The organism is Diaminobutyricibacter sp. McL0608, from assembly GCF_039613825.1.
Lineage (GTDB): Bacteria > Actinomycetota > Actinomycetes > Actinomycetales > Microbacteriaceae > Diaminobutyricibacter.
The window spans coordinates 3145029-3160816 of record NZ_CP154826.1 but is presented as its reverse complement, the minus strand read 5'-3'; the positions used below and the strand labels follow the sequence as shown (position 1 = coordinate 3160816).

Genomic DNA, 15788 nt, shown 5'->3' with positions numbered 1-15788 from the left:
GCCTCTCGAATGCTCCACGCATCTGAGAACGCGCGCCCGCTCGCCCGGTTGGCCTGGCAGCCCAACAGGCCGGTCAGCCCCGCCCGACCTGGCCGCCCGCTCGGTCTGGCAGCCCACCCGCTCGCCCGATTGGTCTGGCCGGCCGTCTGGAACTGGCAGCCCAACAGACCGGTCAGCCAGCCCGAACCGGCACCCGGCTAGGTCTGGCAGTCCGCCCGAACCAGCCTCCAAAGTTGATACTCCGCCTAGGTCTGGCAACGCGGACAGAAGTACGTCACCCGCTGCTCGAGCTCGGTCCGTCCGAGTTCCGATCGTTCGATGAGCGTCCCGCAGCGAAGACACGGTCTACCGTCCCGTCCGTACACCCAGGTGCTCTCACCGCGACGAGTGCTTCCCGTGGTCACGCGCTGCGCCCGATCGCGGTTCGCGACGATCATCCGGTGGGCGAGGGCAACCGTCGCCGGGAGGTCTGCGTCTTTCGTCGGCCGTGTGGGAAGCATCCCCCGCACAAAACAGATCTCGTTGGCGTACGCGTTCCCGAGTCCGGCGAGATTCCTCTGGTCGAGCAGAGCCACAGCGACCGGTTGATCGGGATGCTCAGCGAGACGGCGCACGGCTTCGTCCGCATCCCAATCCGCTCCGAGCAGGTCGGGACCGAGGTAGCCGACGATCCGTTCCTCGTCGCTCCGCGGCACGACCTCGAGGATCCCGAGCTGGAATCCGACAGCAGCAACGGTGGCAGTCGCCAGAACGACCCGAGCCTGGAATCCGGGATGCCGCCACCGCGCTCCGACGGGATACACCTCCCACGAACCCTCCATCTTGAGGTGGCTGTGGATGCTCACGTCACCGACGCGTATCAGCAGGTGCTTTCCCCGACTGGCGACGGAATCCACCCGTTCGCCGGCCAGATCGACGGTGGCGAACGCCGGTACCCGAAAGTCGCTCCGAGTGAGCACTTCACCTTCGAGCGCGTCACGCAACAGCCGCGCGGTGCGGTAGACGGTGTCGCCCTCAGGCACGCGGGTCCGTCACAATCCGCGAACGCTGCAGACGGCAGACACACACAACACGAGAGCTCACGATCGCAACCGCAGCCCGCGCGGAGTGGCCAGGAATCCTGCGGCGGCCAGTGCGTCACCGAGGGGCGTTCCGAGCACGAAACCACCGTTGACGGTTTCGATTGCCAGTTTGTCCACGCGACCTCGGGTGATCAGGGTTGCGAGAGCGCGAGCGGTTACGTCGAGCACACGCGAGTCATCACTGAACGAGAGCAGGCTCTTGCCGCCGCGTTCGACGTAGAGCGTGAGTGCGCCATCCACGAGCACGACGAGAGCGCCGGCTTTGCGACCGGGCCGGTGACCGGTGCCGGCATCTTCGGGGGTCGTCGGCCACGGCAGTGCGGCCCCATACGGGTTGGCCGGATCGGTCGCCGCCAGAGCGACAGCATTCCGGGACGGCTCCTGTGTGTGGTCGAGGGTGAACGAACGCAACCGGTCGACGGTGGCTCCGGTGGCGAATTGCGCAGCACCGAGAGTTTCGACGAAGTAGCCCCGACGTGCCCGACCGGATTCCTCGAAACCGCTGAGCACTTTGTACGCGAGCGCGAATCCGCCGGGCGCACCCTCGTTCATGACGGACCCGCGCGTGACGACACCGTAACGGTCGAGGAGGGTCTCGGCGAGAGCGTGTGCTCGCAGCGTCGCATCCTCGTCGGGTAGCGGAAGCACCGACCATCGTCCACCCGCGATGGGAGGCCCGACCCGTGTCACGAGTGCAGACCGACCCATCGACCGACCGCGGTACAACCGAGATCGCGGAGCGGCCTTGGGTCGCTTGTGGGCACCGGAACCGCCGGTCAGCGTACGCAACGGAGCCAGGGTGTCATTGGTGAGCAAGCCGGCCCAGACGAGATCCCAGATGGCGGTCACCAGTGTTCCATCGTCGACAGACTCGATGGACCCCAGAGACTCGACAGACTCACCAGACGTACCAGACTCACCAGGTCCGGCAGACGCACCGTGGCCACGGCCGACACGGTCGCTGTTGATCGCATCCGACAACTGGCGGAAGAAGAACCCGCCACCGCGACCGAGCGCGTTCAGGATGTCGCGCTGCAGCACATCCGGTTCGTAGTCGATCGGCAGTGACAACGTCACCGGCGCGGCCTCGGCAAGGTGCAGGCTCACCCAGCCGTCGTTGCCGGGCAGCGACCCACCGCCGGCCCAGACGACTTCTCCGGTTGCAGTCAACTCGTCGAGCATGGCGGGACTGTAGTCCGAGACCCGCGAGGGCAGGATGAGAGATTCCCATGCCGAGGCGGGAATGCGGGCTCCGGCGAGCTGCTCGATGACGGAGGCGACCGCATCCACCCCGCGCAGGACACCGCCGACGTGCTGCCAGTCCGGGAGGAAGCGGGCGAACGTCTGCGGTTCGACGGGCTCGACTTCGTGTCGCAGTGCGGCCAGCGACAGGCGACGCAGGCGCCGAAGGATCTCCGCATCGCACCATTCGCTGCCGAAGGCGTGGGGCCGGAATTCTCCCTCGACGACCCGACGATCGTGCGCGAGCCTCCGCAGCGCGTCGTGGACGATGGCGCTTCCGAGCCCCAGGTGAGCGGCGACATCCGCAGTGGTGAAGGGACCGTGCGTGCGCGCGTATCGGCTGACGAGGTCACCGAGCGGGTCCTCGACAGGCTCGATGAAAGCAATCGGTACGCCGATCGGCAGCGGGACACCGAGTGCGTCACGCAGGCGGCTCGCATCCTCGATGGCGACGAATCGTTCCGAGCCGGCGATCCCGACTGTGAGAGCGCGTTTCGCGTCGACCAGCTCGGTGAGCCAGCCGAGCGCGACCTCCGGACCCGCCGGGTCGTCGCCTTCGCCTTCCAGACGGGCGCCGGCTTCGTCGACGGTCAGAGGCCCGAGCATCCGGATGAGGTCTGCCGCGCCCTCGAGCCCACGTGCACGACGGTCGGGTGCGAGACGCTGCACCTCCCGTTCGACGCGTTCGATGACGGCGGGATCCAGCAGTTCACGAAGCTCCGCACGGCCCAGAAGCTCGGCGAGGAGTCCGGCATCCAGTGACAGAGCGGCCGCGCGACGCTCGGCGAGCGGGCTGTCGCCTTCGTACATGAAGGCGGCGACGTAGCCGAACAGGAGCGCCCGAGCGAACGGGGATGCGGATTCGGTCGTGGTCTCGACGATACGAACGGTGCGCTCGCCCAGCTGCCTCGCCAGGGCATCGAGCGCAAGCAGGTCGTAGACATCCTGCAGGCATTCGCGCACGGTCTCGAGGATGATCGGGAACGTCGGATACTTGCGTGCGACATCGAGGAGCTGCGACGCCTTCTGACGTTGCTGCCAGAGCGGTGAACGCTTGCCCGGATTGTATTTCGGCAGCAGCAGGGCTCGCGCAGCGCATTCGCGGAAACGCGCGGCGAATAGCGCCGATCCACCGACCTCGGTCGTCACGAGCTCGTCGAGCTCTGCGGGGTCGAAGACGAACAGTTCGGCACCGGGCGGCTGGGATTCGGTGTCGGGGATGCGCACGATGATTCCGTCGTCGGCCGCCATGCAGGCCCCTTCGATGCCGAAGCGTTCACGGACTCGCGCCCCGACGGCCAGGGCCCAGGGAGCGTGCACCTGCATGCCGTACGGGGAATGCATCACGACCCGCCAGTCCCCGAGCTCGTCGCGGAACCGCTCGACGACGAGCGTCCGGTCGGTCGGGACGTGTCCGGTCGCGGTGCGCTGCTCTTTCAGGAACGACAGAAGGTTGCTGGTCGCCCACTGGTCGAGTCCGGCTTCGACGCAGCGCAGCTCGGCATCGGTCTCGGATGCTCCGCTCACCTCCCGCACGAATGCTCCGACCGCCCGCCCGAGCTCGGCGGGCCTCCCCAGACCGTCGCCCTTCCAGAACGGCAGCCTGCCCGGTTCGCCGAAGGCGGGTGTGACGAGAACCCGGTCGTGCGTGATCTCCTGGATGCGCCAGCTGGTCGAGCCGAGCGCGAAGACATCGCCGACCCGCGACTCGTAGACCATCTCCTCGTCGAGTTCGCCGACCCTGCTGGCTTTCTCGCCGACCATGTAGACGCCGAAGAGTCCGCGGTCGGGAATGGTCCCTCCGCTGGTCACGGCCAGGCGCTGGGCACCGGGTCGCCCGGTCAGGGCCCCCGAGTCGCGGTCCCAGATGATGCGTGGACGCAGTTCGGCGAATTCGTCGGACGGGTAGCGACCGGCGAGCAGGTCGAGTGTCGCGTCGTATGCGCTCCGGGGGAGCGTTGCGAACGGGGCACTGCGCCGCACGGTGTCGAACCACTCGTCGACATCGATGGGTTCGAGAGCGACGGCCGCGACGGTCTGCTGCGCGAGGATGTCGAGCGGGTTTGTCGGGACGCGCAGAGCTTCGATCAGCCCCGAGATCATCCGTTCCGCGGCGACAGCCGAATGGATGAGGTCGGCCCGGTGCTTCGGGAACAGGATGCCCCGCGACACCTCGCCCACCTGGTGGCCGGCACGCCCGACCCGCTGGAGTCCGCTCGCCACCGAGGGCGGCGACTCGACCTGGACGACCAGGTCGACGGCTCCCATGTCGATGCCGAGCTCGAGGCTCGATGTCGCCACGACGCAGCGCAGGCGGCCGGACTTGAGGTCGTCCTCGATGATGGCTCGCTGCTCTTTGCTCACCGAACCGTGGTGGGCGCGTGCCAGCACGAGCGAGTCCGGGTCCGCGCCGGCGAGCGCCGAACCTTTCGTCTGCCCGGATGCGCCCATCAGCTCTGCAGGCACCCGAGCACCGCCGGCACTGCCCGCTCCCGGCACCGCGCCGCCCGACGGTACGAGGTCGGGAGCGCCGCCGAGCAGCCGCTCCTCGTAGATCTCGTTCAGTCGTGCGGTCAGCCGTTCGGCCAGCCTGCGCGAGTTGGCGAACACAATCGACGAGCGGTGCTCGAGCACACGATCGACGATGGCCTCTTCGACGTGCGGCCAGATCGACCCGGTCTGCGGGGCGCGCGTATCCCCTTCGTCGTTCCACGTGCTCGTGCCCAGTTCGCTCATGTCGGCGACGGGAACGACGACGCGAAGGTCGAATCGCTTGCCCGATGCCGGCGACACGATCTCGACGGGCGCGCGACCACCGAGGAAGCGGGCCACCTCGTCGGCGGGACGCACTGTCGCAGAGAGACCGATCCGTTGCGCCGGCTTCGCCAGCATGGCGTCGAGACGTTCGAGGGAGAGTGCGAGGTGCGCCCCGCGCTTGGTGGCGGCGACGGCATGCACTTCGTCGACGATGACCGTCTCCACGGATGCGAGCGTCTCGCGGGCGGCCGAGGTGAGCATCAGGAACAGCGACTCGGGTGTCGTGATGAGGATGTCGGGCGGATTCGTCACCAGCGCCCGACGATCACTCGATGTGGTGTCGCCCGAGCGGACGCCGACGCTCACGTGCGGAGGCTCCGCCCCGAGCCTTTTCGCAGTCTGGGTGATGCCGACGAGCGGCGCGCGGAGGTTGCGCTCGACGTCGACGCCGAGCGCCTTCAGCGGAGAGATGTAGAGGACGCGGGTGCCTGCAGGGCGTTCGTGGTCGCGATCCTCCGCGGCGAGCCGGTCGATCGCCCACAGGAACGCGGCCAGGGTCTTGCCTGATCCGGTGGGCGCGACGACGAGCGCGTGCGAGCCGCGGCTGATCGCATCCCAGGCCCCGGACTGCGCGGTCGTGGGCTCAGGAAACGCCCCGCTGAACCACTCGCGCGTGGCGGGGGAGAACCGGTCGAGCACGTTGCTCATCCGTCCATCCTTACGCACACGACCGACAGTGTGGTGGGCGGATGCTCGGAGCGACCGAGACGGATCTAGAGGACGTGACGGATGAACCCGGAGACGTCGGTGAGTTCGCGCGGCGAGATGGCGTGGTTCAGTCCTTCGTACACACGGGAATCGAGGGTGGAATGCGACGGCAGCCAGTCCGTCGTGCGGTCGATGGCCGCCGACGGGATCGAGTCGTCGATGCTGCCCCGACCCCAGAAGACGGGCGGCCGGTGCATGGCGAGGTGCACATCCCCTGGCAGTTCCCCGGCGATCGCGAACCCGGACAGCTGCACGGCGTAGCTGAACCGCTCCGGTGCGAGGCGCATGAGCTGGAGCGCGAGCGCGCCGCCCTGGGAGAACCCGAGGAGACCGATCGATGGCGGGGCGGGCTGGTCGTCGAGCCAGTCCAGCACAGCAGTTGCGGCGGCGTTGGCGTTGGCCTGCGAGGGGTTGGACTCGGAGTTGGAGAACCGGGAGAACCACGCGAATCCGGGTCCCTCGGGGATCGGCGCGCGAACGGATGCGATGACCGGTTCGAGAGGGAGGTAGGCCGAGATGCCGAAGAGGTCGGCCTCGTCCGAGCCGTAGCCGTGCAGGAGCATCAGCAGCGGCCGGTCGACGCGATCGCGCTCGGAGGCGGACCAGAGCACGGCCTCGCGATCGATCGTGAGGGCGGGCGGCGATGTGGGCACGGGTTCCTCCTGTATGACGAACCATCATCTTCTCGCGAGAACGGTGGAAATTCCCTCCACATCCGCTGGACCGAAATTCGTGTCCACAGAAAGCGTCGCCGCGCGTCCGGCGGATGGAGGGGTCCGTAGGATCATGTCATGAGCGTCAGAACCCCGGATCCGACTCCAGAGCCGTTGCCCGATGATCCGTCGGGCGGGCCGGCATGGCTGTCCGACATCGAACTCGAGCAGATCCGTCGGCGGCTGCCTCTGCTCTACGTCGAGGCGGTGCCGGTGCGGGTGGATGGAATCGGCCAGGTAATCGAGGTCGGCGTGCTCCTGCGTGCGAACGCGGTGGGCGAGATCACCCGAACCCTCGTTTCGGGTCGGGTGATGTACGGGGAGACGCTGCGCGAGGCGCTGTTCCGTCACCTCGAGAAAGACCTCGGACCGATGGCGTTTCCGCAGCTTCCGGCGAGTCCGGTGCCGTTCCAGGTCGCCGAGTACTTCCCGATGCCCGGAGTCACACCGTTCACCGACGATCGGCAGCACGCCGTGTCGCTGGCCTATGTCGTGCCTGTCACCGGTACCTGCGAACCGCGCCAAGACGCTCTCGAACTGACCTGGATGACGCCGGAGGAGGCGGCATCCGTCACGGTGTCCGAAGAGATGGAGGGCGGCCGGGGCACATTGATCCGTGCGGCTCTCGCGTCGGTGGGGCGGCTGCCATAACGGCGCTTCGTCGTGACGACGGCAGTTCGAGATCTCCCGTCCTCTCTCCGACGGGGATGGGCTGGCTGGTGCTTCCCGCGCAGGTCGTTCTCGCGGGCGCGGTGCTTTTCGTTGTGGGTTTCGCCTACGTCTTCACTGGATCCCTCTACGACGGGTTCACGAGCTGGTTCGGCTACCTCCTGATCCCTGCGATCGGCGCCGGGATCACGGTTCCGATCGTGGTCGTCATCGGGCTGCCGCTGCGGATCGCCCGACCGCTTCGCCGGTGGTGGATGACCCACGGCGGCTGGTTCGTGACACTCTGCGTACTCGGCCTGGCGGTCATCGCCGCGTCCTACATGGTCGGATCGGCCGGTTACCTGAACGAACCGGCGACGGCGGACACTCGCGCGTTCACCGTGTTCGTACCGGATTCGACGATCTTCCTGGTCGGCTGGTTCATCCTCGCGTTCGGTCTCGCCCACTTCTGGTGGCCGCTGACCTGGCGAACCCGCGCGGCACGGGCCGCGGCGCTCGCGCGGTTCGGGCAGGTTCCGCGCGCGGGCTGAGCGACTGAGAGCCGAGGTGCGCGGTCGGTCCACCAGCCGCCGAACCGGTCAGCCGAAACGCGCGAGGCCGTGCGGAATGACCGCCATGTCGTCCCGGAGCCTGGTCAGTTCGACCGCGTGAGCGTCGAGACGCCGGTCCTCCTCCGTGATCAGGTCGAGTGCCCGCATCCCGGCGGCACGACCGTCGACGGCCCGTTCCACGAACACGGTGAGGCACTGGGTCGCCAGTTCGAGGTCGCGCGGCGCGGTCGGCCTTCCAGTACGGACACGCACACTGATGTGCATGCTGTGGTCGCCGGTGTGGATCAGTCGGGCATCCACCTCGACCAGGTTGCCGATCGGGATAGGACGGTAGAAGTGGATTCCACCCGAATACACGGAGACAGCCGACGTCGAAGTCCAGCTCGCAGCACACGCGAACGCCGTTTCGTCGATCCACCGCATGACCGTGCCGCCGTGCGCGTTGCCGCCCCAGTTCGTGTCGCCCGGGCTCGCCAGGAACCGGAAGACGGTGCGCGGCGTGGTTCCCGCATCCGTGTACGACTGGGCGAGCATCGCGGTCTGGATGCGTTTACGCGGTTCGATCCGCGCCGCCGCCCGCACCTGCAGCGTGTGCTCGCCGTCGCCCCAGGGCTCCCAGCCGGGAACGTCGCGGGGTCTGCCGGAATCGTCGACCGCGACGAACACCAGGATGCAATGGGTCGCGTTCACGAAAGTGCGGTCGCGGGCATCCGACGTCTCGATCGACACGAAAACCTGCATGCTCGTGCGGCCGGTGTGGATGATGCGTGCGTGCGCCTGCACGATCGACCCGGCGGCGATCGGTCGACTGAAGTGGACGTCGCCGACGTACGCGGTCACGCAGTAGGCGGCGCTCCAGCCGACGGCGCACGCGTACCCGGCTTTGTCGATCCACTCGAGTACCCGGCCGGCCTGCACGGATTCGCCCGACGCATCCATGTCCGAGGGCGCCACGAGGAACCGGAGTGTCACCCGATCGGAGGAGTCGTCTCTCGTCCGGAGAATCGGATCGGGCGCAGAAATCGTCATGCTTCCACGATGGGGGACGTTCGACTGCCGCTGCGTCGGATTCGGGCCGCAAGAATTCCGATTCTTTCCGCGCCGGAAAGATGTGCCCCAATGAGATCGCCGGTCAGGGTGATCGCGCTCTGGCCCGATCGGATCGCTCGCGGTACGGTAGCCGTGCATCCGGGTGTCCACCGATCGATCCAAAACCACTCACAGCATCGACTGGGGAGCGACATGGGCACGATAACCACATCAGACGGTACTGAGATCTTCTACAAGGACTGGGGCACAGGGCAGCCGATCGTGTTCAGTCATGGCTGGCCGCTGTCCGCGGACGACTGGGACACACAGCTGCTGTTCTTCCTGAATCACGGCTTCCGAGTGATCGCACATGACCGGCGCGGGCATGGTCGGTCGACTCAGACCTCCGACGGTCACGATATGGACCACTATGCGGCCGACCTCGCCGCACTGACAGAGCATCTGGACCTGCACGACGCCATCCATGTCGGCCACTCGACCGGGGGCGGCGAAGTCGCCCACTACATCGGGCAGTACGGCGAAGACCGCGTCGCGCGGGCAGTCCTCATCAGCGCGGTTCCGCCGATCATGGTGCAGACGGAGAACAACCCGGGCGGTCTCCCGAAGAGCGTTTTCGCCGACCTCCAGGCCCAATTGGCAGCGAACCGGTCGGAGTTCTACCGTGCGCTTCCGTCTGGGCCGTTCTACGGCTTCAACCGTCCGGGCGTCGAATCGTCGGAGGCGATCATCCAGAACTGGTGGCGGCAAGGGATGATGGGCGGCGCGAAAGCCCACTACGACGGGATCGTCGCCTTCTCGCAGACCGACTTCACGGACGATCTGAAGAAGATCACCGTGCCGGTGCTCGTGATGCACGGAGACGACGACCAGATCGTCCCGTATGCCGACTCCGGGCCGTTGTCTGCGAAGCTCGTCCAGAACGGCACGCTCAAGACCTACGCGGGCTTCCCGCACGGCATGCCGACGACGCAGGCGGACACGATCAACACCGACCTTCTCGAGTGGCTGCGGTCGTGAGGGACCGGTCATGACCCGCGTCATCGCCGACATCTCCGTCTCCCTCGACGGCTTCGTCACGGGGCCGAATGCCGGCCCCGACAACGGCCTGGGCGACGGGGGCGAGGGCCTGCACACGTGGGTGTTCTCGGACGACCCGGACGATCAGCGGATGCTGCACGAGGCGACCGACCGCTCGGGAGCAGTCGTTCTCGGGCGCACGCTGTTCGATGTCGTCGACGGTCCCGGCGGCTGGAACGACGAGATCGGCTACGGTGCAGCGGAGGTCGGAAAGCCGTCCTTCATCGTCGTGACCAGCACTGCGCCCGAGTCCGTCCGACTCAGCGAACTCGACTGGACATTCGTCACGACAGGTCTGCGCGACGCTGTGGCCGTCGCACGCGAGCGGGCGCAGGCGGCCTCGATCGCGAAGGACAGGGATCTCGATGCCGTGCTGATGGGCGGTGGTGCCGTCGTCGGCTCAGCGGTGTCGGCCGGACTGGTCGACACCCTGGTGCTTCATCTTGCGCCCATCCTCCTGGGCTCCGGGACGCCCCTCTTCACGGGCGCGGCGCCTCGCACGCTGAAGCAGCAGTCGGCACTCGTCACGTCCAACACGACGCACCTGATCTACACGCTCGACTGACCCGGATCGACTGACCGGCTCGACCGGCTCGGCTGCTGCCCGACCTGGATCACCGCGCGATCAGGTTTCCGATCAGCCGGATCATCGAGTCCTTCTCGTCGGGCCTGGACATCGCGGTCATCAGCGAGACGGCCGCGAGCATCTTCGGATTCACCAGCTCGCGGCCGAGCTCGTCGGTGAGCGCCTTGTTCTGCTCGAGGTACCAGGTGAACAGTGCAGCTGCGGAACGCTTGTCGAGCAACCGGTCGTTCGGGAACTGCCGCGCGAGCTGGTCGACGACCTGGCGAGCGGACGCGTAGTCGAGTTGGAATGTCGGTGCGTCACCGGAGATCGGAGGCACCGCGCCGCGATCGCATTCGTCGAGAAGCGTGAGCCCTGGCGTGTACTTTCTGAGCACCTCGGCGATACCCGCCACTGTTTCGTCGGAGGACCGCTCGAGCAACTGGACCATCGCTCCGATCTCACGCAGACGTGCCTCGTTGGTCGCGACGCCTTGCACGACGTAACGCCGGAGGACATCGTTCGCCCAACGGCGGAACCGGACGCCCTGCTGCGACTTCACCCGGTAGCCGACCGAGATGACGACGTCGAGACTGTAGTGCTCGATATCGCGTTCGACAGTGCGACCGCCCTCGATTTGAACTTGTGCAAATTTTGCACGAGTTCTGATGCCGTCGAGTTCCTCGCGTTCAGCGTTCGCAATGTGCCGGACGATAACACTGCGTTCGCGGCCGAACAGGTCTCCCATCTGCGCCTGGGTCAGCCAGACGGTGTCCCCATCGGTTTTCACGTCGAGCCTCACGGTGCCGTCGTCCGACTGGTAGATCTCGACTTCGTCCACGTTCCCATTCTGGTCGACGCTCACAGGATGGTCGTATCCCTGTCCACAGCTCGGTGAAATGACTCTTGCGCTATTTAGCTAATGGTATTAGCTTTAGGGCTATGAATACTTCCATTGCTCAGGATGTCCGCTTCATCCAGCGCCCCGAAGGACGCATCGCCTACACGGTCCAGGGTTCCGGACCTCTCGTCGTCGCCGTTCCCGGGATGGGCGACCTGCGCACGACGTTCCGCGAGATGGTCGCACCCCTCGTCGACGCGGGTTACCGAGTGGCCCTCATGGACCTGCGCGGTCACGGAGACAGCGACACGACGTTCCGCACCCATGGCGACGTGGTGACCGGCCAGGACCTCCTCGCTCTCATCGACGAGCTCGGCGGGCCGGCCGTGGTCCTCGGCAACTCGATGGGCGGAGGCGCCGCGGCCTGGGCTGCGGCAGAGCGTCCCGACGCGATCGCCGGGCTCGTTCTCTACGGCGGCTTCCTGCGCAACCCGAAAGCGTCGGCATTCGCCACCGCATCCCTCCACGGCCTCTACCGACTCCTTTTCGTCAAGCCGTGGGGCACCGGGCTGTGGGCGTCGTACTACAAGGGCCTCAACAAGGCGACGAAAGCACCGTGGCTCGACGAGCACGCCGCAGCCATCCGTGCGAACCTCGCGGAGCCGGGCCGGCTGCGTTCGTTCCGTCACCTGACGATCCAGCTGACCCATGCTCCCGTCGAGGCACGCCTGCCCGAAGTCCACACACCGATGCTGGCATTCGTCGGCGATCAGGACCCCGACTTCAAGGACCCGGAGGCCGAGCGCCAGTGGATCGCCGGCCTCGGTGCCGAGACGGTCCTCGTGCCCGAGGCGGGCCATTACACGCAGGCGCAGCGTCCGGACATCACGGTTCCCGGAACGATCGCCTTCATCGAGAAGCTCCGCCACGGTGGAGCGGACGCGACCGGCGGCGCGACCGGCGGTCTCGTGAATGCCGGCACCGCGAATGTCTCGGCCGTGGCATCCGTCGTGGAAGCGTGGGCAGCTCGTGCCTAGAGCGGGCCTCAGCCGGGCCGCTGTCACCGACGTCGCTCTCGAACTCGTGGATGCGGGCGGCCCGGCCGGGTTCGAGACCCTCACGCTGGCGGCCGTCGCGGCGAAATCGGGGGTCGCCGTCCCGAGCCTGTACAAGCATGTCGGCTCGCTTGCGGACCTCCGTCGCCTGGTCGCGACCGAATCGGTCAGCGAACTGACCCGGGTGCTCACGGCAGCGACGATCGGTCGTGCGGGTGCGGAGGCACTGCGCGCAGCGGCGGATGCTCTGCGCGGCTTCGCGCACACGCATCCGGGTCGCTACGCGGCCGCGCAGGTCGCGGCCGACCTCTCCGACCCGGCGGATGCGGAACTGGCCGCCCGGGGCGGCGAGACGATCGCCGTGCTCGCCGGTGCGCTCCGCGGGTTCGACCTCCCCGAGGACCTGACGACGGATGCGATCCGGGTGCTGCGCAGCGGCATCCACGGTTTCGTCATCCTGGAACTGGGCGGCGGTTTCGGCCTGCCCGACGACCTCGACCGGAGTTTCGCTCTCCTGGTCGACGCGCTGATCACCGGGATCGCCCGTCTCACGCCGTTGGCCGCAGGGACCCCGAACACAGGAAAAGTGGCCCGATCCGCGAAGGATGGGGCCACTTTTCCTGTGCTCGACTGAGTCTGCGCTAGCCGCGCGCGCGGCGGGAACCCTGGCCGCGGCCGGTGCTTCCGCCGACGAGGCTGCCGACCTTCAGACCCTGGCGCGCGCCGGAACGTGAGCCGCCCTGCGCGTTGCCGTGCGAAGCCCCACCGGCCGACGCAGCCGAACGCTGCGACCCGGCTCCGGCTCCGCCGCCGTGCGACGCCGGACGACCAGAACGGTCGCGACGCGCGTTGCCGTTCACCGCATCCGACGAGCCGCCGCGCGACTGCTGGCCGCGTCCCTGGCCGTCGCGGGCCTGCCCGCGACCCTGACCGTCACGACCCTGACCGTCACGACCCTGACCGTCACGACCCTGACCGTCACGGCTCTGACCGTCACGGCTCTGACCGTCACGGCTCTGGCCGTCACGACCGCGCCCGTCACGGCTCTGGCCGTCACGCCCATCGCGTGCCGCGCGCTTGCGCTGAGCGTTCGCGCCCTGCGAGCGTCCGCCCTGGGACTGTCCGCGCTGGGGCTGAGCTTCCCGAGGAATCGGCTTGACGTAGGCGGCGACGTCGCCGACGAGTGCGTTCACCGCAGCCGAGTCGGCGTCGACGACCTGCGGTGCGGCGCTGATCGCGGCCTTGCGCAGAAGCGTCTTCACATCGGAGCGCTGGGTCGGCAGCACAACGGTGACGACGTCGCCGGCGCTGCCCGCGCGGGCGGTGCGACCCGAACGGTGCAGGTACGCCTTGTGCTCCATGGGCGGGTCGACGTGCACGACGAGTTCGACGTTGTCGACGTGGACTCCGCGAGCGGCGACGTCGGTGGCGACGAGCACGCGCACATCGCCCGCGCCGAACGCGGCGAGGTTGCGGTCACGCGCGACCTGCGAGAGGTTGCCGTGCAGGTCGACCGAGGGGATGCCGGCATCCGTCAGCTGCTTGGCGAGCTTCTTCGCGTGGTGCTTGGTGCGCATGAACAGGATGCGACGCCCGGTTCCGGAGGCGAGCTTCTGCACGAGGACGCGCTTGGCTTCGACACCGTCGACCTCGAACACGTGGTGGGTCATGGCTTCGACGTGGCTGGTGACCTCGTCGACGGAGTGCAGGACCTCGTTGTGGAGGAACCGCTTGACGATCTTGTCCACGCCGTTGTCGAGGGTCGCCGAGAACAGCAGGCGCTGGCCGCTGTTCGGCGTCTTGTCGAGGATGCGCGTGACGACAGGCAGGAAGCCGAGGTCGGCCATGTGGTCGGCCTCGTCGAGCACGGTGATCTCGACCGCGTCGAGCGTGACGAAGCCCTGCTTCATCAGGTCTTCGAGGCGGCCGGGGCAGGCGACGACGATGTCGACGCCGTCTTTGAGGGCTGCGACCTGGCGCTGCTGCGAGACGCCGCCGAAGATGGTGGTCGTCTTGAGGCCGTAGGCCTCGGCGAGGGGGGCCAGGGTCGCGGAGATCTGGGTGGCGAGCTCACGGGTCGGTGCGAGCACCAGGCCGAGCGGGCGACCGGGGCGGCGACGACCGCCGGCGAGTGCGCCGCCGAGGCGCGCGACCATCGGCAGTGCGAAGGCGAGGGTCTTGCCCGAGCCGGTCTTTCCGCGTCCGAGCACGTCGCGTCCTGCGAGGGTGTCGGGGAGCGTGTCGACCTGGATGGGGAACGGCTCGGTCTTGCCGTCGGCGGTGAGCGCGGCGACGAGGGGCGCGGGAACGCCCAGTGAAGCAAAAGTGGGTTCAGACAAAGTTGGTGCCTTTCAGGCATCGAACCCCACGGAGGCGCACGTCACGGCTGCGAACAGCGCTGGCCGTCGTCTCGGAGGGGATGAATGGCGAAGGTGCCGGCGGCACGATCGTTCGCCGTGAGAAAGTTTCGACAGCGGCCGGCGGGATCCGATTTTTCGGCCCAGCGCCAGCGTGAAGAGGTGCGTTCTACGACGCAGGGAGCCCAACTGTGGACTCGCAAGTGGTAACAGTCTAGCGGACCCAGCCTGAGGTCATGCCTTGAACGGCCGATCCGTCGAGGTCGGCGAGCTTCGCGCCGACGAATTGGCGCGCCGTTTCAGAGGTCTGGAGCCGCGCCGGCGGGTGCTCGGACAGCAGCAGATCCACGATCGCAGTGGCCACCGCATCCGGGGTCTGCGCCCTCGACGGGTCGAACGCCGCGGCCGTTCGCGCCAGGTAGGCCTCGAGCGCGGGACCGTACGGTCCGATCGCCTCCAGCATCGCGGGAACATCCACTCCGACATTCGCCACGAATTCGGTGCTGACGGCGCCGGGCTCCACGATGCTCACGGGCACCCCGAGGGTTGCCGCGAGCGGGGTGAGCGATTCCATGAACCCTTCGACGGCGAATTTCGCGGCGCAGTACGCCTCGTTGAACGGCTGCCCGACGACCCCACCGACGCTGCTGATCGTGACGAGCCGGCCGCCTGTCTCACGCAGGTGAGGCAGCGTGGCCTTGGTCACGGTGACGACGCCGAAGAAATTGACCTCCATCACCGCGCGTACGTCGTCGAGCGTTTCGCCTTCAATGGTGCCGAGGTGGCCCGCGCCCGCGTTGTTGACCACAGCATCCAGCCGCCCGTACTGCGTCATCACGGCGTCGATGCAGGACGTGACGGAGCCGGCGTCGGTCACATCGAGGGTGCGGATGTCCAACTCGACCTCCGCCTCGCGCGCTGCGGCATGCAGGAGCCCGCCTTTCGCCGTGTCGCGCATCGTCGCGACGACGCGGAAGCCCGCGCGTGCCGCGGCGACGGCGGTCGCGAGGCCGATCCCGGTCGACGTGCCTGTGACGAGCAGAATCGGCTGGACCATGCGT

General features: G+C 67.8%; 14 protein-coding genes. 7 read left to right on the top strand and 7 right to left on the bottom strand.

Translation table 11 applies throughout. The features are described from left to right. Positions 1-9: 9 nt before the first annotated feature. Positions 10-201 carry a hypothetical protein gene (locus AAYO93_RS15125; protein ID WP_345761985.1) on the top strand — a complete coding sequence of 64 codons (192 nt, stop codon included), beginning with the start codon at positions 10-12 and terminating at the stop codon, positions 199-201. 44 nt (positions 202-245) lie between these two features. Here AAYO93_RS15125 and AAYO93_RS15120 read toward each other — a convergent pair whose 3' ends face one another. The 3 genes from AAYO93_RS15120 to AAYO93_RS15110 form a co-directional block, all read right to left on the bottom strand. Then, the gene (locus tag AAYO93_RS15120; protein ID WP_345761984.1) at positions 246-1022 is read right to left on the bottom strand and encodes a DNA-formamidopyrimidine glycosylase family protein; all 777 of its coding nucleotides are present in this window, start codon (positions 1020-1022) and stop codon (positions 246-248) included. 57 nt (positions 1023-1079) lie between these two features. Next, positions 1080-5789, bottom strand: coding sequence for an ATP-dependent helicase (locus tag AAYO93_RS15115; RefSeq protein WP_345761983.1), 4710 nt, complete (start codon positions 5787-5789; stop codon positions 1080-1082). Positions 5790-5854: 65 nt separating this feature from the next. After that, entirely contained in the window at positions 5855-6502 is a 648-nt protein-coding gene (locus AAYO93_RS15110; RefSeq protein ID WP_345761982.1) for an alpha/beta hydrolase, read from the bottom strand. A gap of 138 nt (positions 6503-6640) precedes the next feature. On the opposite strand from AAYO93_RS15110, the gene AAYO93_RS15105 reads away from it, so the two are divergent. Together AAYO93_RS15105 and AAYO93_RS15100 are read left to right on the top strand one after the other, a co-directional pair. Beyond that, positions 6641-7213, top strand: a complete 573-nt coding sequence (locus tag AAYO93_RS15105) for an NUDIX hydrolase family protein (protein WP_345761981.1) — start codon at positions 6641-6643, stop codon at positions 7211-7213. A gap of 56 nt (positions 7214-7269) precedes the next feature. Then, positions 7270-7761, top strand: coding sequence for a hypothetical protein (locus AAYO93_RS15100; RefSeq protein WP_345761980.1), 492 nt, complete (start codon positions 7270-7272; stop codon positions 7759-7761). A gap of 48 nt (positions 7762-7809) precedes the next feature. Here AAYO93_RS15100 and AAYO93_RS15095 read toward each other — a convergent pair whose 3' ends face one another. Then, positions 7810-8811 carry an acyl-CoA thioesterase gene (locus tag AAYO93_RS15095; protein ID WP_345761979.1) on the bottom strand — a complete coding sequence of 334 codons (1002 nt, stop codon included), beginning with the start codon at positions 8809-8811 and terminating at the stop codon, positions 7810-7812. A 213-nt stretch (positions 8812-9024) separates the two neighbouring features. Here AAYO93_RS15095 and AAYO93_RS15090 point away from each other — a divergent pair, with 213 nt between their 5' ends. Together AAYO93_RS15090 and AAYO93_RS15085 are read left to right on the top strand one after the other, a co-directional pair. Further along, positions 9025-9849 carry an alpha/beta fold hydrolase gene (locus tag AAYO93_RS15090; RefSeq protein WP_345761978.1) on the top strand — a complete coding sequence of 275 codons (825 nt, stop codon included), beginning with the start codon at positions 9025-9027 and terminating at the stop codon, positions 9847-9849. 10 nt (positions 9850-9859) lie between these two features. Next, the gene (locus AAYO93_RS15085; RefSeq protein ID WP_345761977.1) at positions 9860-10474 is read left to right on the top strand and encodes a dihydrofolate reductase family protein; all 615 of its coding nucleotides are present in this window, start codon (positions 9860-9862) and stop codon (positions 10472-10474) included. 49 nt (positions 10475-10523) lie between these two features. On the opposite strand, the gene AAYO93_RS15080 is transcribed toward AAYO93_RS15085, so the two are convergent. Then, positions 10524-11315, bottom strand: a complete 792-nt coding sequence (locus tag AAYO93_RS15080) for a virulence RhuM family protein (protein WP_345761976.1) — start codon at positions 11313-11315, stop codon at positions 10524-10526. Between the two features lie 101 nt (positions 11316-11416). Between AAYO93_RS15080 and AAYO93_RS15075 the strand changes: the two genes are divergently transcribed. Together AAYO93_RS15075 and AAYO93_RS15070 are read left to right on the top strand one after the other, a co-directional pair. Further along, positions 11417-12352 carry an alpha/beta fold hydrolase gene (locus AAYO93_RS15075; protein ID WP_345761975.1) on the top strand — a complete coding sequence of 312 codons (936 nt, stop codon included), beginning with the start codon at positions 11417-11419 and terminating at the stop codon, positions 12350-12352. After that, the gene (locus tag AAYO93_RS15070) at positions 12345-13004 is read left to right on the top strand and encodes a TetR/AcrR family transcriptional regulator (protein WP_345761974.1); all 660 of its coding nucleotides are present in this window, start codon (positions 12345-12347) and stop codon (positions 13002-13004) included. Before AAYO93_RS15075 ends, AAYO93_RS15070 begins: the two co-directional genes overlap by 8 nt. 7 nt (positions 13005-13011) lie before the next feature. On the opposite strand, the gene AAYO93_RS15065 is transcribed toward AAYO93_RS15070, so the two are convergent. Beyond that, the gene (locus tag AAYO93_RS15065) at positions 13012-14709 is read right to left on the bottom strand and encodes a DEAD/DEAH box helicase (RefSeq protein ID WP_345761973.1); all 1698 of its coding nucleotides are present in this window, start codon (positions 14707-14709) and stop codon (positions 13012-13014) included. 232 nt (positions 14710-14941) lie between these two features. Beyond that, the gene (locus AAYO93_RS15060) at positions 14942-15784 is read right to left on the bottom strand and encodes an SDR family oxidoreductase (RefSeq protein ID WP_345761972.1); all 843 of its coding nucleotides are present in this window, start codon (positions 15782-15784) and stop codon (positions 14942-14944) included. Positions 15785-15788: the final 4 nt, after the last annotated feature.